The organism is Pseudoclavibacter helvolus (genome assembly GCF_049707175.1).
Lineage (GTDB): Bacteria > Actinomycetota > Actinomycetes > Actinomycetales > Microbacteriaceae > Pseudoclavibacter > Pseudoclavibacter helvolus_A.
This window is the reverse complement of the sequence record NZ_JBNAFM010000001.1, coordinates 56,832-71,568: the sequence shown is the minus strand read 5'-3', so window position 1 is coordinate 71,568 and position 14,737 is coordinate 56,832. Positions and strand designations below refer to the sequence as shown.

The 14,737-nt window shown below is 64.2% G+C and carries 31 protein-coding genes and 1 tRNA gene; 28 read left to right on the top strand and 4 right to left on the bottom strand.

The genetic code is table 11. The annotated features are described in order from the left end of the window. The first annotated feature begins 245 nt into the window (after positions 1 to 245). The 22 genes from ACPYN9_RS00485 (at position 246) to ACPYN9_RS00380 (ending at position 10,946) form a co-directional block, all read left to right on the top strand. Entirely contained in the window at positions 246 to 464 is a 219-nt protein-coding gene (locus ACPYN9_RS00485; protein ID WP_424462960.1) for a hypothetical protein, read from the top strand. After that, the gene (locus ACPYN9_RS00480; protein WP_424462959.1) at positions 454 to 1,164 is read left to right on the top strand and encodes a helix-turn-helix domain-containing protein; all 711 of its coding nucleotides are present in this window, start codon (positions 454 to 456) and stop codon (positions 1,162 to 1,164) included. Before ACPYN9_RS00485 ends, ACPYN9_RS00480 begins: the two co-directional genes overlap by 11 nt. Next, the gene (locus ACPYN9_RS00475) at positions 1,161 to 2,441 is read left to right on the top strand and encodes a replicative DNA helicase (protein ID WP_424462957.1); all 1,281 of its coding nucleotides are present in this window, start codon (positions 1,161 to 1,163) and stop codon (positions 2,439 to 2,441) included. Before ACPYN9_RS00480 ends, ACPYN9_RS00475 begins: the two co-directional genes overlap by 4 nt. Then, positions 2,438 to 2,596: a hypothetical protein gene (locus tag ACPYN9_RS00470; protein ID WP_424462955.1), complete on the top strand. Its 159-nt coding sequence runs from the start codon at positions 2,438 to 2,440 to the stop codon at positions 2,594 to 2,596. Before ACPYN9_RS00475 ends, ACPYN9_RS00470 begins: the two co-directional genes overlap by 4 nt. A 69-nt stretch (positions 2,597 to 2,665) precedes the next feature. Then, a complete protein-coding gene (locus tag ACPYN9_RS00465; protein ID WP_424462954.1) occupies positions 2,666 to 3,127 on the top strand; it encodes a single-stranded DNA-binding protein in 462 nt (153 codons plus the stop codon). A 357-nt stretch (positions 3,128 to 3,484) separates the two neighbouring features. Continuing rightward, positions 3,485 to 3,934, top strand: coding sequence for a dUTP diphosphatase (locus ACPYN9_RS00460; protein ID WP_424462952.1), 450 nt, complete (start codon positions 3,485 to 3,487; stop codon positions 3,932 to 3,934). After that, complete coding sequence (locus ACPYN9_RS00455; RefSeq protein WP_424462950.1) at positions 3,931 to 4,179, top strand: DUF3310 domain-containing protein; 249 nt, start codon at positions 3,931 to 3,933, stop codon at positions 4,177 to 4,179. Before ACPYN9_RS00460 ends, ACPYN9_RS00455 begins: the two co-directional genes overlap by 4 nt. Next, entirely contained in the window at positions 4,176 to 4,388 is a 213-nt protein-coding gene (locus tag ACPYN9_RS00450; protein ID WP_424462949.1) for a hypothetical protein, read from the top strand. Before ACPYN9_RS00455 ends, ACPYN9_RS00450 begins: the two co-directional genes overlap by 4 nt. A 178-nt stretch (positions 4,389 to 4,566) precedes the next feature. After that, positions 4,567 to 5,889 (top strand): DNA cytosine methyltransferase, encoded by a 1,323-nt coding sequence (locus tag ACPYN9_RS00445; RefSeq protein WP_424462947.1) that lies wholly within the window; start codon positions 4,567 to 4,569, stop codon positions 5,887 to 5,889. Positions 5,890 to 5,919: 30 nt separating this feature from the next. Beyond that, positions 5,920 to 6,270, top strand: coding sequence for a hypothetical protein (locus ACPYN9_RS00440; RefSeq protein WP_424462945.1), 351 nt, complete (start codon positions 5,920 to 5,922; stop codon positions 6,268 to 6,270). 230 nt (positions 6,271 to 6,500) lie between these two features. Continuing rightward, complete coding sequence (locus ACPYN9_RS00435; RefSeq protein WP_424462943.1) at positions 6,501 to 6,842, top strand: hypothetical protein; 342 nt, start codon at positions 6,501 to 6,503, stop codon at positions 6,840 to 6,842. After that, positions 6,839 to 7,045, top strand: coding sequence for a hypothetical protein (locus ACPYN9_RS00430; RefSeq protein ID WP_424462942.1), 207 nt, complete (start codon positions 6,839 to 6,841; stop codon positions 7,043 to 7,045). Before ACPYN9_RS00435 ends, ACPYN9_RS00430 begins: the two co-directional genes overlap by 4 nt. A 257-nt stretch (positions 7,046 to 7,302) precedes the next feature. Further along, a complete protein-coding gene (locus tag ACPYN9_RS00425; RefSeq protein WP_424462940.1) occupies positions 7,303 to 7,590 on the top strand; it encodes a hypothetical protein in 288 nt (95 codons plus the stop codon). 69 nt (positions 7,591 to 7,659) lie between these two features. Continuing rightward, on the top strand, positions 7,660 to 7,941 hold the full coding sequence (locus ACPYN9_RS00420) for a hypothetical protein (RefSeq protein WP_424462939.1): 282 nt from the start codon (positions 7,660 to 7,662) through the stop codon (positions 7,939 to 7,941). A 142-nt stretch (positions 7,942 to 8,083) separates the two neighbouring features. Beyond that, positions 8,084 to 8,296, top strand: a complete 213-nt coding sequence (locus ACPYN9_RS00415) for a hypothetical protein (protein ID WP_424462938.1) — start codon at positions 8,084 to 8,086, stop codon at positions 8,294 to 8,296. Between the two features lie 74 nt (positions 8,297 to 8,370). Further along, on the top strand, positions 8,371 to 8,892 hold the full coding sequence (locus ACPYN9_RS00410) for a hypothetical protein (RefSeq protein ID WP_424462936.1): 522 nt from the start codon (positions 8,371 to 8,373) through the stop codon (positions 8,890 to 8,892). After that, a complete protein-coding gene (locus ACPYN9_RS00405) occupies positions 8,889 to 9,077 on the top strand; it encodes a hypothetical protein (RefSeq protein ID WP_424462934.1) in 189 nt (62 codons plus the stop codon). The genes ACPYN9_RS00410 and ACPYN9_RS00405 overlap by 4 nt, the downstream gene beginning before the upstream one ends. After that, positions 9,074 to 9,334 (top strand): hypothetical protein, encoded by a 261-nt coding sequence (locus ACPYN9_RS00400; protein ID WP_424462932.1) that lies wholly within the window; start codon positions 9,074 to 9,076, stop codon positions 9,332 to 9,334. Before ACPYN9_RS00405 ends, ACPYN9_RS00400 begins: the two co-directional genes overlap by 4 nt. 100 nt (positions 9,335 to 9,434) lie before the next feature. Next, entirely contained in the window at positions 9,435 to 9,686 is a 252-nt protein-coding gene (locus tag ACPYN9_RS00395; protein ID WP_424462931.1) for a hypothetical protein, read from the top strand. Further along, a complete protein-coding gene (locus ACPYN9_RS00390; protein WP_424462929.1) occupies positions 9,683 to 10,366 on the top strand; it encodes a hypothetical protein in 684 nt (227 codons plus the stop codon). Before ACPYN9_RS00395 ends, ACPYN9_RS00390 begins: the two co-directional genes overlap by 4 nt. After that, on the top strand, positions 10,363 to 10,563 hold the full coding sequence (locus ACPYN9_RS00385) for a hypothetical protein (protein ID WP_424462927.1): 201 nt from the start codon (positions 10,363 to 10,365) through the stop codon (positions 10,561 to 10,563). The genes ACPYN9_RS00390 and ACPYN9_RS00385 overlap by 4 nt, the downstream gene beginning before the upstream one ends. A 310-nt stretch (positions 10,564 to 10,873) precedes the next feature. Continuing rightward, a tRNA-Trp gene (locus tag ACPYN9_RS00380) sits at positions 10,874 to 10,946 on the top strand. Between the two features lie 410 nt (positions 10,947 to 11,356). On the opposite strand, the gene ACPYN9_RS00375 is transcribed toward ACPYN9_RS00380, so the two are convergent. From ACPYN9_RS00375 to ACPYN9_RS00365, 3 genes are read right to left on the bottom strand one after another with little or no spacing between them, the layout of a single operon-like run. Next, positions 11,357 to 11,533 carry an XRE family transcriptional regulator gene (locus ACPYN9_RS00375; protein ID WP_424462926.1) on the bottom strand — a complete coding sequence of 59 codons (177 nt, stop codon included), beginning with the start codon at positions 11,531 to 11,533 and terminating at the stop codon, positions 11,357 to 11,359. Further along, positions 11,530 to 11,667: a hypothetical protein gene (locus tag ACPYN9_RS00370; protein WP_424462924.1), complete on the bottom strand. Its 138-nt coding sequence runs from the start codon at positions 11,665 to 11,667 to the stop codon at positions 11,530 to 11,532. The genes ACPYN9_RS00375 and ACPYN9_RS00370 overlap by 4 nt, the downstream gene beginning before the upstream one ends. Then, positions 11,664 to 11,810: a hypothetical protein gene (locus ACPYN9_RS00365; protein ID WP_424462922.1), complete on the bottom strand. Its 147-nt coding sequence runs from the start codon at positions 11,808 to 11,810 to the stop codon at positions 11,664 to 11,666. Before ACPYN9_RS00365 ends, ACPYN9_RS00370 begins: the two co-directional genes overlap by 4 nt. Before the next feature lie 263 nt (positions 11,811 to 12,073). On the opposite strand from ACPYN9_RS00365, the gene ACPYN9_RS00360 reads away from it, so the two are divergent. From ACPYN9_RS00360 to ACPYN9_RS00350, 3 genes are read left to right on the top strand one after another with little or no spacing between them, the layout of a single operon-like run. Continuing rightward, positions 12,074 to 12,424 (top strand): hypothetical protein, encoded by a 351-nt coding sequence (locus ACPYN9_RS00360; RefSeq protein ID WP_424462920.1) that lies wholly within the window; start codon positions 12,074 to 12,076, stop codon positions 12,422 to 12,424. Then, the gene (locus ACPYN9_RS00355) at positions 12,421 to 12,669 is read left to right on the top strand and encodes a hypothetical protein (RefSeq protein ID WP_424462918.1); all 249 of its coding nucleotides are present in this window, start codon (positions 12,421 to 12,423) and stop codon (positions 12,667 to 12,669) included. Before ACPYN9_RS00360 ends, ACPYN9_RS00355 begins: the two co-directional genes overlap by 4 nt. Beyond that, a complete protein-coding gene (locus ACPYN9_RS00350; RefSeq protein ID WP_424462917.1) occupies positions 12,662 to 12,799 on the top strand; it encodes a hypothetical protein in 138 nt (45 codons plus the stop codon). The genes ACPYN9_RS00355 and ACPYN9_RS00350 overlap by 8 nt, the downstream gene beginning before the upstream one ends. Positions 12,800 to 12,924: 125 nt before the next feature. Here ACPYN9_RS00350 and ACPYN9_RS00345 read toward each other — a convergent pair whose 3' ends face one another. Next, on the bottom strand, positions 12,925 to 13,137 hold the full coding sequence (locus ACPYN9_RS00345; RefSeq protein ID WP_424462916.1) for a hypothetical protein: 213 nt from the start codon (positions 13,135 to 13,137) through the stop codon (positions 12,925 to 12,927). A 35-nt stretch (positions 13,138 to 13,172) separates the two neighbouring features. On the opposite strand from ACPYN9_RS00345, the gene ACPYN9_RS00340 reads away from it, so the two are divergent. The 3 genes from ACPYN9_RS00340 to ACPYN9_RS00330 all read left to right on the top strand — a co-directional run bounded on the left by ACPYN9_RS00340 (position 13,173) and on the right by ACPYN9_RS00330 (position 14,726). Then, positions 13,173 to 13,358, top strand: coding sequence for a hypothetical protein (locus tag ACPYN9_RS00340; RefSeq protein WP_424462914.1), 186 nt, complete (start codon positions 13,173 to 13,175; stop codon positions 13,356 to 13,358). A 117-nt stretch (positions 13,359 to 13,475) separates the two neighbouring features. Continuing rightward, complete coding sequence (locus ACPYN9_RS00335) at positions 13,476 to 14,162, top strand: HNH endonuclease (protein WP_424462912.1); 687 nt, start codon at positions 13,476 to 13,478, stop codon at positions 14,160 to 14,162. A 258-nt stretch (positions 14,163 to 14,420) separates the two neighbouring features. Next, positions 14,421 to 14,726: an HNH endonuclease gene (locus ACPYN9_RS00330; protein ID WP_424462910.1), complete on the top strand. Its 306-nt coding sequence runs from the start codon at positions 14,421 to 14,423 to the stop codon at positions 14,724 to 14,726. The last annotated feature ends 11 nt before the right edge of the window (positions 14,727 to 14,737 follow it).

Genomic DNA, 14,737 nt, shown 5'->3' with positions numbered 1-14,737 from the left:
CAGGCGCTTCCCCGCCAGATCAGGGCGGGACGTGGAGCGCGGCGGATTCTGTCCACTCGTTATCCACAGCGACACGCCGCGTTGCACACAGGTTTCCACAGCGTTATCCACAGGCCTTCGTCCGGCCATTACCGCACTTCATCGACGCTGTGTTCTAGTGGAATCGAAGCAAGCAAAAGCCCTCCCGGCGTCGCCTGCGAAACGAAAGACCGGGAGGGCTCAGGTGATCAAGAAAGGACTCAATCGTGATTGAGGCTACCAACGCACGTTCGTCGACGCTGAAAAACGCGGCCATCAAGCATCTTCGTCTCGCCGCTCAGGATGTGATGGATGCGGAGGAGATGCGCATCCGCTACGCCGGTCTGGCGCACGGACACGGGCTGACCTACGCGGAGATCGGTGAGGCGCTCATGTTGCCCGCGAGCAAAGCGGAGGAGATGGTCGAGGCCGCACATGTCATATAAGGCCGTGAACTGGGCGTGGGATCTCGACATCAAGGCGACCGAGAAGATGATCCTCGTGGCCCTCGCTGACATGGCCGACGAGCAGTTCTCATGCTTCCCAGGGCAGGAGAAGTTGGCGCGTATGACGGGGAACTCGGAACGCACGGTGCGACGCGTGGTGCAGTCGCTCGAGGGCATGGGGCTGGTCGAGCGGGCGCACCGCCGTCGCCCGGACGGGCGCAAGACTTCCGACCGGTACTACCTACAGGTCGGAACTTCACCGGCCATTTTGTCAGGTGACAAATTGTCACCGGACAACGACGACCGACTTCACCGGACAAACGCGTCATCCACTCCTCTTATAGAACCATCAGTTGAATCGTCCGATTTGGATAGATCTTCGATAGTCGAGAAGCCGCTGTACTCGGACACGTTCGAGACGTGGTGGAAGCTCTACCCACGCCGAGAGGCGAAGGGCGACGCGTTCAGGGCTTGGGAGCAGCTCCGGGAGTCGAAGCACAAGCCGACGTTTGAGGTGCTGTGCGCTGGTGCTCGCGACTACGCGCTGAGAACGGCTACGCAGGAGCAGAAGTACAAGCAGCTCCCCGGCGGATGGATTCGGGCTCGGCGGTGGGAGGACGAAGCGCCCACGCCCGCGGAAGCGGCTGGCACGCCAGCCCGGAAGGTAAAGAAGTTCCAGCGACGGGAGGAAGACGAGTGATCGGCGACGAACTGGCGGAACGTTCAGTGCTCGGGTCGGTGATGCTGGACCGAGGCGCGATGGATACCTGCGGCGAGCTGCTGACGGTGGATGACTTCTACGTCCCGAAGCACAGCCTCATGTGGGAGGCGATCCTGCGGGTCTGGCGGCGCGGCGACGCGGTCGATGTGATCACTGTCGGGCAGGAGCTTGGCGCAGACATCGAGCGGGCGGGCGGGGTCACTTACCCGCACGAGCTCACTGGGGATGTGGTCACGTTCGCGTCTGCCGGTTTCCACGCGGAGATCGTCGCGAACCTCGCGGTGAAGCGGCGGCTCGGTGAGGCGGGGGACAGCATCAAGTACCTCGCGGAATCGGACGGTGACCCGGTCGTGCTCGTCGAGAAGGCGCGAGCGGCCCTGGACGGTATCGCCAGGGAACAAGCGCGGGTGCGGTGGATCTCGGACATCATGCCTGACGCGCTCGCCCGCCTGACAGCGAAGGACACGTTCGTTGAGACGCCTTGGCCGACGTTGAACGTAGCGCTCGGCGGGTTGCGTCCCGGGTGCGTGTACGTGGTTGCTGCTCGCCCCGGCGTCGGGAAGACGGTCATCGCCGCGCAGCTCGCGGTGGCTCTCGCGGAGACGGGCACGGTCGCGTTCTCGTCGCTCGAGATGTCCGACATCGAGCTTGTCCACCGCATGATGTCGGAACGCCTCGACATTCCGGTAGGCAGGCTCAAAGACGCTCGGCTGCGTGAATCGGACTGGGCGAAGGTCACCGAGAACCGGGACCGCATGGACGAACTCCGCATCGCGATCGACGACCGCGCCGAGGTCAGGCCGGAACACGTCAGGGAGTTCGCCCGGGCTGTCGGTAGGAACGGCAACCTCGCCGGGGTAGTCGTCGACTACCTGCAACTCATGGCTGCGGAGAAAGCCGAGAACCGACAGCAGGCGGTGTCGGAGTTCTCCCGGCAGATGAAGATCATGGCGAAGACACTCAAGGTGCCGGTCGTGATGCTGTCGCAGCTGAACCGCGGCCTCGAGGGACGAGCGGATGGTATCCCCAGGCTGTCGGACCTGCGGGAATCGGGGGCAATCGAGCAGGACGCCGACTGCATCATCCTGCTCCGCCGTGAAGGGGAGTCTCCGAACGAGCGCATCATCCTCGACGTTGCGAAGAACCGACACGGCGAAACCGGCGAAGTCGAACTCGGATGGAACGGCCCTATGTCGCGCGCTCAGGAGTTGCAGTGGGGTGGCGGACCGCCGCCTATCGAAGCGTGGCAGTCGTGACCGCCATCGAGAAGATCGCGGCGCTCGTGAAGCTCCGCAAGTCGGACCGGGAGATCGCGGCGATCCTCGGCTGGCCGGTGTCGTCGGTCGCGAACATGCGCCGTGCCGCTGGCATCAAACGGAAACCGGGTCGAGGGCATCTCGACACGCAGTAACCCAACCCCGTCACGCACCTGTGGCGGGGTTCTTTTGACGCCCCAAGACGGGGCAGGAACGGACAGAACATGTCACGAGCACGCATTGAAATCGAGGGCTACACGGCCCGAGACGCTGAACTGAAGCACACGCAGAACGGACAGGCGTTCCTGAACGTCAGCGTCGGGCACACGCCGTCGAGGTACGACGAGCAGGCCCGCAAGTGGGAAGACACAGGCGAGACGCTCTGGGTGCAGGCCACCCTGTGGGGTTCGATCGCTGAGCTGTACGCGGCGGTGCTCCCCAAGGGCACGTTCGTTCGCGTGAGCGGGTACGCGGAGTTCAAGACGTGGGAATCGAACGGCAAGTCCGGGTCGAACATCGTCGTGAAGCAGGCCACGGTCGGCCTCATGCCGGAGAAGCAGGACAAGGGCGGCGGCGGTCAGCGTCAACAGTCGGACCCGGGAGCATTCCAGGGCGGTCAGGCTTCCGGGTGGGCGACACCGGGGCAGGGCGGCGCTACCGACGACTTCCAGACACCCCCATTCTGAAAGGCGGAGTGATGCGTCAAGGAACTCTGTCCGCGTCGTACGCCCCGGAGACGGTGGATCGCCGCAACTACGGGAGCCGGTGCTGCGCCCGGTGTAAGTCGCCGTACAACTGCGGCAATGACCAGTGCCGGTGTCATGTCGCGGACCCGCCGTGCGGGACGTGTGGGCTGCCGTCCTCGATGGCGTGCGCGTGTGGTCGTGCTGCTCGGATCGCTGCGCTCCGGAAGGCGACCGGCCAGAAGGCGTTCTAAGCGCCTCAATTCTCCCAACGGGTTCGTGGGCCTCCTCGGCCTGCTAGCCCGTCATTTCGTCAACCACGCCCCGATTTGGGGCATCCCAGTGCGAAGGAGGCGACCCATGTCGCTGTTCATTGTCCCTGACGGCATCAACGCGCCGTCGAAAGCCCACCCGGGTGACGCCGGGTACGACATCGAGTCCCGCGAAGACAAATGGTTGAACCCTGGCGAAGCGGCTGAGTTCTCCACGGGTGTCCGCGTGAACCTCCCCGAAGGGTGGCGCGGCGACATTCGCCCCCGGTCCGGGTTGGCGCGCGACTACCGCATCGACGTGCTCGCCGGAGTCATCGACCAGGGGTACACGGGGGAAATCATCGTCCTCCTCATCAACCACGGCAAGGTCGCGTTCCACGCCAGGAAGGGGCAGCGGATCGCGCAAATCGTGTTCACCGAGAACGCCGTCTACACGGAACCCGAACGACACCCACTACCGGGGCACGAGCAGACCATGCGCGACCTCGGGAACCTCAGCATCCGCGGGTCGGCGGGGTTCGGGAGTAGTGGGCGGTGAGTGACGCAATCAACCCGGGCCACTACAAGGGTTTCTCGAACGGTGCAGAGGTGATCGACATCACCGAGCACCTGCCGTTCAACTCCGGGAACGCAGTGAAGTACCTCGCGAGGGCCGGACGCAAAGACCCAGCCAAGCATCTCGAGGATCTCGAGAAAGCGCGGTGGTACGTCGACCGTGAGATTGAGCGTGTGCGGCCCGTCGCGAGGCCCAGGGGCGATCTCGGTGGATCGAGTGGCTCGTGACCCGCTACGGGGTACTCCTGTCGTGCGCGTCCGAGATGGTCGAGCCGGGGCTGGTGGCCGAGTACCCGGATGCGTACGCGGCGACGAAAGCGAAGATCGCGGCGAGCGTCAACGGCATCCAGGGCATCGTCTGCAGCAACGACGGCGGCGGGTGGAAAACCCTCGGTGACCACCTGTCGCCGCGTGAGTGGTTGGCGCAGTTCCAATGACCGACACGAGATCTGAGCGCGGTCGCGAGGCTCGTCGTCGTCGGGCTGTTGAGCGGGAGGAGACAGCCGAGGAACGCCGGAGAGCTCGGCTCGGGATTTTCCCGTGGCCTGCCGGTTGGCCGAAACCACCCACCTGGGACGTGCCAGGGACCGCGAAACCGAAACGGAGGAGACGGAGATGACACCTTGGACAATCGGCGGCGGCTTCGAAGGCTATGGAGGACTAACCCTCGGAGTCAGCCGAGCCCTCGCCCGGTTCGGCATCAAGACGAAGCTCATCTGGTACTCGGAGTTCGACCCGAACCCGTCACGCATCATGGCGCACAACTACCCAGGCATTCCCAACCTGGGGGACATCACGCAAATCGACTGGTCGACGGTTGCAAGGCCGACTGTCTTCACGGCGGGATTTCCGTGCCAAGACCTCAGCCTGGCGGGCAGGCGCGCAGGCATGCGCCCCGGCACCCGCTCCGGGCTCTGGTCCGACACGCTCAACGCAATCAAGCAACTCCAACCCCGACTGGTGGTGATCGAAAATGTTCGCGGACTCCTCTCCGGCTGCGCCGAATCTGATCTGGAACCCTGCCCGGGATGTGTGGGAGACGGCGACCACCGACCTGTTCTCCGAGCACTCGGACGTGTTCTCGGGGACCTGGCCGACCTCGGGTTCGATGCGGAGTGGGGGGGCATTGAAGCGTCAGCCGTTGGCGCGCCCCACCGCCGCTTCCGTGTCTTCGTCGTCGCGTGGAAGCAAGGAACTCTCCCTGAACTCGCCAGCGAGCTCGGGCGGAGCTTCACTGAGTCGCCTCTTCTGATGGAGCCGCCTGCCTTGTTCCGCACGCCGATGGCTGACGAGGACGGGGGAGGGCCGCTGCATCCGGACACGGCGCGGGAGCGGGGGCAGACCCTCCGCCTGACCGGGCAGGTGCTGGCCATGACCGGCGACCTCCTCCCGACACCTTCGGCATCCGTTGCGAACGACGGCGAGGGTACGGAAACGTGGTTGGCGCGTCGGGAGCAGGTGAAGGCGAAAGGGATCAACGGGAACGGCATGGGGATGCCCTTGTCGATCGCCGTCCAATTGCTGCCCACGCCGGATGCGTACGCGGGATCACGCGGCGGGTCGCAAGACCCTGACAAGCGCCGAGCGGGTGGGCACACGGTGTCACTGCAAGACGTGACCGAGCAGAAGCCGGAAGCGTTTGGCGACTACCAGCCGGCGATCAATCGCTGGCAGTCCGTCATCGGTCGCCCTGCACCGTCGCCCACCTCGCAGAGTGTCAAAGGCAAACCGCAGCTCGACCCGCCGTTCGTGGAGTTCCTCATGGGGCTCGACGCGGGATGGGTCACGTCGCCGGGAATCTGGGATGACATGGACATGACCGCGCCAGCGGTTCGGAACGCGAAGCTCAAAGCCCTCGGAAATGGCGTTGTTCCGCAACAGGCGGCGGAAGCCGTCACTCGTTTGCTCGACCGGGCATTCGACTCTCTCGCGGCGTAGTTCGCCGCCCCACGAAAGGAACAACAACCGATGAATGAACCAATCGACCACGCGGCGGAAGCGCGCACCGCGCTCGCCTACGCCGACGAGCAATTCGAGAACGGGGACGACGAGGTAGCCGCTGGCGCATGTGCTCTCGCCGCAGCCCACGCCGCCCTCGCCCTCGCAGCCGCTCAGGACCGCGCGAACGAACTCAAGCGCATCGAGATCCTCGTCGCGCTGTCCTACGGTGGCGGGTACAAAAACCCGGACGCCAGCTCGACATCGGCGGAAGTTGCCGCGTGGGATGAGCTGCACGACCCGGGCGTCGAAGGCTACCCGCTTGCCCCGTCCATCGCTCGTTCTCTCGGCCTGGGAGGTGAGAGCGATGGGGATGTTTGACAGCATGATCGCTTCGGACGGAAGCGACTGGCAGACGAAGGCGCTGGGTCGCGGACTTCACCGGTACAACATCGGGGACAAGGTGCCCGTTCCTGTCCGCGACTGCCAACTCGAAGTCCTGGGCGATTCCGGCATGAGGTGGGCGACAGTCCGCGGTGGAGCACTCGCCGCGGTCCCTCAGCTACGAGACCCCAATTTACCCGGCATCCGCTATACGGGAGGGGCTGACGATGACGACGAGTGATTTCATCGACCGCGCGAAGCTCGAAGCCCTGGCAGAGGAGCATTCCAAGCAAGATGCGAACTGGCATGCGCGAGAGCTCGCCCGTGCCGCGTTCCTCGCTGGTGCTGCCGCGTACGCAGCCCTCCTCGACGCCGAGACGACCGAGGAATGGGGCGTGGTGTTCATGGCCGACGATCCCAGCCGCGTATCCCAGGAGGATGGACTCGTACCGCACACCGAGGAATCCGCTCGGGCCAAGGCTGCCCGAATGCCGAGAACGTACGAGGCCGCGGTGGTCTCCCGCCGTGTCACCCCGTGGCTTCCATCTGAGGGAGGCGAGAAGCCGTGAGCGAGAAGATCGAACCGGGGACCATCTGGGAGCGGCGGACGGGTTGGAAAGACCCGCTCCCTCGCGTGCAGGTCAAGAGCATCTCGGGTGGCCGCGTCTTCTGGGTTGCCTACGAGCGAGGGCGTCGTGAACCGAAGCGGGGAAGTATCTGGGTTTCGAACTGGCACGGTAGCTACAAGTTCGTGGGAGCATGCGATGTCTGAGTCCTTGCGTGACCGGGTAGCGCGCGTGCTGGCGGAGGCAGACGGCCACGACTGGGCCAAGGTTCACCGCTGGGCTCTCTACCGCACCGAGACCCTACGGCGGGCGGACGCTCTGATCGCGGCGGGCCTCGTGTACGCGCCTCTCCGTGATTCTGAAGCGGTCGAGCGCATCGGGGATCGGGTGGGGCCGAATGACCCGGGCCTCGCGAATCGGCTGTGGGCGTGCGCTGGCGCACTGAGGTTGAGGGAGGCTCCTCGTGAAGCTCTCTGACGCCCGCCTCGCGGGGCTCGAATCGCTCGTCGAGCGGAGAGCGAAGGCTGATGGGACGTTGATGCTTCACGTCTCGGAGGTCGCCGCGCTGCTCACTGAGGTGCGCGATTCGCGTGCTCTGCTGGAGCCAATTCCGGAGCCGTGCGGCGACGAACGCTACTCGTGGGACGTGTTCCGGCCCGAGCAGATGGACGCCTACTACCTGACCTGTGACGAGGTCGGCGACCACGACAAGCACAGGGACCACGAGACGGGCGGCACCTGGCCCGTCTAGTCGCACCACCACATCATCCAGGCCCATCGCATCCCAGCGGTGGGCCTCACGCATAGGAAGGCAAGACACATGCCCGAATTAGAAAAGTGCAGCCGATGCGGGGAGGAGGCTGAGACGCGCGACAACATCCTCGGGACCACGTTCTGGGGGAGCATCCAGCACGAGACGGAAACGGTCATCACGAAGCGCCTCCGCATCCTCAACCACTACTACAAGCACACCGAGACCGAGAACCGCATGATGGTCGCCGACGACAAGATGGCGCTCTGCGGCGACTGCTCGAACCTCCTCATCGCACGGTTCCTGCAAGGCAGGTCGGTGCCAGCGATACAGGGCAAAGAGTCATGGTGATCCGCGCCGTCTCCTCCACCCCGTTCCCGTGCGGCATCCCGACGACGTGCGTGGTGTGCCACGGCCAAATCATCCCGGACCAACTCATGGTCTGGGTGATGCCGAACCACGAGGGCGCTCACTGGCACCACGAGGAGGTGAAATGAAGCCCGAACGCATGGACCGCATGAGTCTCATTACCGTCCTCATCAGCATCATCTTCGAAATCAGGAGGCACATCTCCGGCGGGTGCGAACTCTGCGATTGGCGCGGCAAGTGGCGCATCTGGGAGCCCACCTGCATCTGGGATGAAGGCTGGCATGACATGAAAGCCCACCCACTGAATGGTCGCGTCGAGCGCTCCAAGCGCCGCTGACCGCCACCCACTCACCTCCCGCCCTTCCCTGGGTTGGGAGGTTTCGCTTTACCCCAGGAAGGAAGAGACAAGACATGGACGACAGCGAGAGGGCACCGCACGTGTTCCTCAACGGGCAGCCGTTTGGCATCGTCGGCGACGGTTTCGAGTTCGGAGCCGAGATCGAAGACTTGGCACCCATCAAGACCGGGTTCACCACATCGGCGACGTTTACCACCCAGATAAGCGGTGACCTACACGCGGCGCTGTTCGGCATCCCAGTGCACGCCCTACCCCGTGAGGAAAGCCCAACCATCAAGCGTTGGCACGAACGGGCGGACCGACACCTGCGGCTCTACACGCGCCCGTCAGAGCGCTACTACCCGGACGAGAAGCCAGGGCACGCTATCGCGATCGACGAGGTCAACGAACTCGGGAACGTCACGAAACGCATCTACATACCCGAGGCGCACATCGAACGCCTCAAGGGCAACGAGTTCGAGATCACCACGGCCCGGTCATGGGTGAACTGGACGCCCCACCTCGCGGCCCGATGCCTTATACGCGCCATCCGCCATCCGCGCGCGCTTATCAACACACTCAGGAGCAACCCATGACCCTCCCCGAGAACCGGAAGCCGGAAGCCCTCGAGAAGAACGAAGTCCGCGAAGTGGAAGGCGTCGTCCTCATCGAGCGGCTCAGCAAACGCACCATCCAAATCATCATCCCCGGCGGGCGGAAACTCACCATCCGCTCCGGGGCACCCATCTGGGCATACGAAGGGCCGGAGGAAGACGAATGAGCCGAGGGCAGAAGGCGCGGACGGTCGAGAACTTCCCGCGCATGACAAACCGAGCCGCGGGGCGCAGGTTCCGCCGCATCCGACGCGCATTCCGTGAGGGGCAACGCAACACGGGCGGCTTGGTCGTCGTCCGGCCCCCACTGAACGGCCCCGAGGATCACATCATGTGGACGTGGATGAGTGCCGAGCACGCCGCGTCCCGTTACTCGTTTCGGCAAGCGTTTGTGCTCGGCATGGACACATCGGAGGACGAATGAGAACCCTATGGCGGCGACTCACTCGCCGCGACCACCGCGACTACTGGGCGGGCTACTTCGACGGGATCGAGGAAGCCCGCCTCAGACGCTTGGAGGGACGATGAAGCGGAAGATCAGCAAAGCGTACAAGCGGCTTTCAGGGCAGATTGAGCTGGACAAACTCAAGCCGGGGGCGGTTGTGCTCGATGACTTCGGGCACGCATGGCAGAGCGCGCTGCGTCACGGGCCAGTCGGCAACGCCTACCCCACGGGATACTGGTACCGGGCATACGACGGAGACGATGCGAGCGAGACCAGCACCCACGACCTGTCCTGGCGTGGTCCCTTCACGCTCATATGGGAGGGCAAATGACCTTTCACGCGTGCATCACCTACTCCGAACCTGACCTCCGCACCTGTCAGATCGCGGGCCAGCACGAGCCGCAGTGCGATGGGCGAGAGTACCGGTGGTCGAACGACGCGCAGGACGACCTCGCCACCGGGGAACCGTGTGGGGGTTGCGAGCCCAAGCCCGCGATCCGCGGCCACGTGTGCGGCTCCTGCTACGGCCGCATCATGCGCGCCTTCGAGGACGTACCCGAATGGCTGAAGCTCACCGACGGCATCCTCACCACTGCCCGGCAGGAAACCGGGGGAGGGCCCGCGCTCGGGTTCGTGCCCTTCACCGCGTTGGAGATGGACCGCGCGGAAGTCGTGGACATGCTCGACGGGGCAACGAAAGACGACGTGGACCGGTGGGTGGCATCACCCAAGGGAGCGGCGCACGCCGTCCGCACCGCCTCCGTCATCCGATCCGCCATGACGAAGCACACCGTCCGCATCGAGCAAGAGAACCTCGACCGTTCACGCTGCCCGAACTGCCAGAAGCTCACCCTCGTCAGGCTTCCGCCCCGCCTGCCGTTCACGCCCGACCTCATCAAATGCCGAGACACCAACTGCGGGTACAAAGCCGACGCCGAAGAGAACGCGCTCCTCGCGTTCCGCGAACTCGACCAGAAACCCGCACCGAAGGAGGCAACATCGCCAGCATGATCGAAGGCCAGCACGGGGCCTGGATCACCGTGCAGGAAGCCGCTCAGCTCGCGAAGCGCACCAAGTGGACCATTCACCGGTGGATCGAGAAGGGGCGCGTGAGGGCGCAACCTGGCCCGGATGGGGTGCAGCGCGTGTGGGGAGCGGACGTGCTGACCGCAGAATCCACGGTGAAACGCGGAAGGCCTCGCAAATAATGCGCCAAATGTGCTACATTCATCAGTAGATGGTCAAGGACTCTGTCCGGAAGTCATCGCAACGCTTCTCACGCGAAAGGGTCGGTGTCCTACGGGGCATCGGCCCTTTTCGTGTTTCTGGACGCCCCGGCAGGCCGCATGAGGAACTCTGCGCAACGTCGGCTGGCACATAGGCGGGACTTCGCATACCCCGCCGCCGAATACGAGCTCTTGCCGGTGAGACGCACAACCGGCACTCAAGCATGCAGTGCCAACGTCGTGAGCGCGTGCACCCGGTGGTCACAGCCGGAGCGTGGGAAGTGTGGCACTTATGGTCGTAGCTCAGATGGCAGAGCGCCCGTCTCCAAAACGGGAGGCCGCAGGTTCGATCCCTGTCGACTATGCAATGTGGGTGCGGCCTCATGAAGGGCTCACGCCTGGCTGCTACTTGCAAGGCCCACAGAAGCCCTCAGGCGTCCCGAGCTTCGTCGGCTCTGGCGTAACGAACGTGAACTGACACGGGCCTGAGGCAAGTTCTAGTTCCTCGTCGTCCTCCGGGACCGGCGGGGCTTTTCTTCCCGCTCGTAGCCTCAGGCTCACAGGTCGGGATCGACGGGCCGTTCTTGGGCGGTCGGTGTCCTGGCCGTCCCGCACCAGGCGTCACAACGCGGGCACACTTCATCGGCTTATCCAGATACGCGGACCGCATCTGAGAAATCCGATAGCCTTCCCTGCTCCACCGCAGCCCACGCATCTCCACGTCCCGCCCTTCGTGGCGAGCCAACACACAGTAGACGCGGCGAGAGCAGGGAACCTACCTCCACCGGCCCTGCCCGGGTCGCCCCTCGTTCCACACGTCGATGGTCTCCGGCAGCCACCCACGAGTGGTGCCGATCATCGCGTCGGGCTCGGGGAGCTTGTACCGGGAGAGCGTCGACTGTTGCACGCCGATGCGTTCCGCGACTTCCTTCCTGGATAGGTAGACGATCACTGCTCGCGCCGACGTTCCATGATGAATGCCACGACACCTGCCGCTGCGCACACGCCGATCAAGGCGGGGAGCGGGATGGCGGTGAAGCTCGTCGCTATGACCTCACCGATGATGGAAAAGACCTCAGGGATCATCGCTTTCGTTCCTTCCGGGTTGAGCCAATTATGACGAGCGCCGCCGCGACGACGTTCAACCCCGCCACGATGGGAAGTGTGCTGAACGCGACCGCCGCACCGATGAGGGCGACCGCGACTGCCAGGTAATGCCAAATGGTCATGGTGTGTTGGATGAAATACTGGGGGATGAGGCCCGAGCTACTTGGTTTAGCTCGGGCCTCCCCGCTTACTTCTCTCGGCGCTTGGTGAGCGCTTCGATGAGGTCTGCGGTTGCTTTGATCACTGCGGCGATTGCTGTGATGATCGCGGCGATCCCGACCAGTTCGTTCATCCTTCCTCCTCTCTGTTGTTATGTGTCTATCGTACATCACGGGGATGCATGATGCAAAGTGAACTGAGTCGGCTTGCGGCAGGGAGAACCACGATGACGGCACCTTGGCGAGAGCGGCTTCAATACCTCGCTAACCTCCCCGGCGGTTGGTACGACGGCGACGGGGTCAAGATCTCGAAGCTCGCCGTCACTACGACCGAGCTGATCATGACGGCGCTCGACAAGCTCGACTACCCGCCAGGCAACCTCTTCCCGATTCCGGACGGCGGCATCTCGGGCGAGTGGACAGACAACAAGAACGTCCGCACCTTCGAGGTGATGAACGACGGGAACATCGAACTCTTCGACCTCGGCGACTACGAGGCCGGCGAGCTCGACGACATCGAGACCCGGGACGTGCGGGTCGCCGTCGACTACATCGCCCGCACTCAGGAGGCATCGTGAGCGCTGAGACCCTGCAAGCCGTGGAAGACGCGATCGCGGACCACATCCGCGATGAACGCCCTGGGATGCTGCTCACCGACTGGCAGGCCATCGTCTGCGGTATCCCCGCCGAAGCCGTCGACGCCAGCCACCGGGCGTACAAGCGCATCGCGCCGCCGGACATGGCAAACCACGTCGCCCGCGGCCTCAACGAGATGATGCTCGACGCCACCGCCGACCACTTCGAACCTGTCGACGATGACTGACATCTTCCACGTCCTCCCCCTCGGCGCCGAGGACGCGCACTCCATCACGGAACCCTGCCCCTGCAACCCCGACATGACAGCCAAGGGCGACCACTGGATCGCCCGCCACAACGACGTGGAGGACGCATGAACGACCTCTGGCACTGCAAGCACTGCGACGAGGCGTTCGTCGTGTCCTCACTCCGTGAACAGCACGAACTCCGGTGCACGCGTGGATGACGAAGACGACGGTCAGAGCATCGGGCGAGGAAGCGACTACGCCTGACGGGCACGTTCGAGCGCAAGGCTGATGCCGCGGCGGGACAAGCCAGTGGCGGTCATGATCGCCTGCCACGAAGCGCCAGCGTTCTTCGCTTGCAGTACCTCGTAGTCGCAGTAGCGGGCTTGATCATCGAGGTCCTTGGCCCGCACGGCGCGCTTCACGAACGCGGCTGTCAGCGGCCCCATGTCGACGTCCTTCTTCCCCATAGAAAGATTCTACCTAGTAGACGAATCGGGGCGACATGGTCAAGCGCACCGACCTCGCATGGGGCGAACTCCGAACCGACTCAGGCGTCCTTATCCACGCCGGCGTCATCGACCCGCACACGCACGACTTCGGCGACGGCTGCACACCAGCACTCGACAGAGTCGCACTCGTGCTCACCGTGAAGTACCCGTACCGAGACAACGTCGTCAGCGAGAGGTAGAATAAACCTACGAACAAAGTGACCCCGCGCTGCGCTAACAGCCGGGGTCGTGACCAACTCGAGTGAGGAGTTGATGTGTCCAATCCTACGTGCCGCGCCCCCGGATGTCACAAGGCTGTGGAGATCAAGAAGTCGGGCCTATGCCGCACCGACTACGCGCTGTGGAAACGAACCGGCGGACTCGAACTAGCCGTAACGCGTCGCTCGAAACACCTTGACACAGCGACGCACAAGTCCTGCGTCAAGTGCGAGAAGCTCATGCCACGCGAGGATTTCTATCGGTCATCCAAAGCGAAAGACGGACGCCGCGGTGAGTGCAAGCCATGCATGAAGGCCATCAACCGCCAGAGCTACTACAACAACCACGAGGCGAACATCGCACGCCAACGGGAAGTTGAGGCTAGCCCCGAGCGGCGCGCATACGTCCTTGAGTACAGGAAGACCTGGATTCCAGCGCACCGCGAGCGGGCAGCCGACCTCGTCGCGATCCGGCGCGCCAGGATACGAGAAGCCACCATCGACGACGGCATCACCCTCCGCGCGCTCCGAGAGCGGTACGGCTCCGACTGCTACTTCTGTGGCGAGACAACACGCTTCGGCACTGACTGCGTAGGGAAGCGCGACCCCCTCATGGCGAGCATCGAGCACTTGCAACCACTGTGCCGCGGCGGAGCGCACTCCTGGGAGAACGTTCGGATCGCATGCCTGCGGTGCAACATCTCCAAGAACAAGAAAACCGAAGCCGAGTTCATGGCCTACCGAGCGGCGGTGGCTCTCGGACGAACAAGGGCGAGGGGTCACTAACTAGCCGCCCCTGGTAAACGCCCCCGGGGCAATAACCCACGGGGGTCAACCAAGGCACCCCTGCCACCCCGGGGCCGGCATCCCTACGCGGCTAGGGGTTTCCGCGCCGCGGTGGCCACGACCATCGACACGTCGTTGGTGGCCAACCGAGCACTTTCGATCGGCGCAGCGCGACCAGGCTGAACGACGCAAGAACATGTGAGGCGACGGCACGGCGGCCGCTCACAACCAGTGTTGGCCCATCGCAGGGAGTAGCGCATGCAGTCGAGACGGCCAGGAAACACATCCTGGTCAGGCAGCCGGCAATCGTTCCCCAAAGCGAAACGCGCAGCGATCCTCAAGCGCGACAACCACCGATGCCAACTCCGCTACGACGGATGCATCGGAACCGCAACCGAAGCAGACCACATTCGCAACGTCGCGAACGGCGGAGACGACAGCAAAGAGAACGGGCAAGCAGTCTGCGTTCCATGCCACAAGGTGAAGACCAAGCGTGAACAGCAAGAAGGCATCGCGAAGCGTTCACGCTACCGACCCAAGGCACAGCACCCTGGACTCGGATAGGGGCCACCACC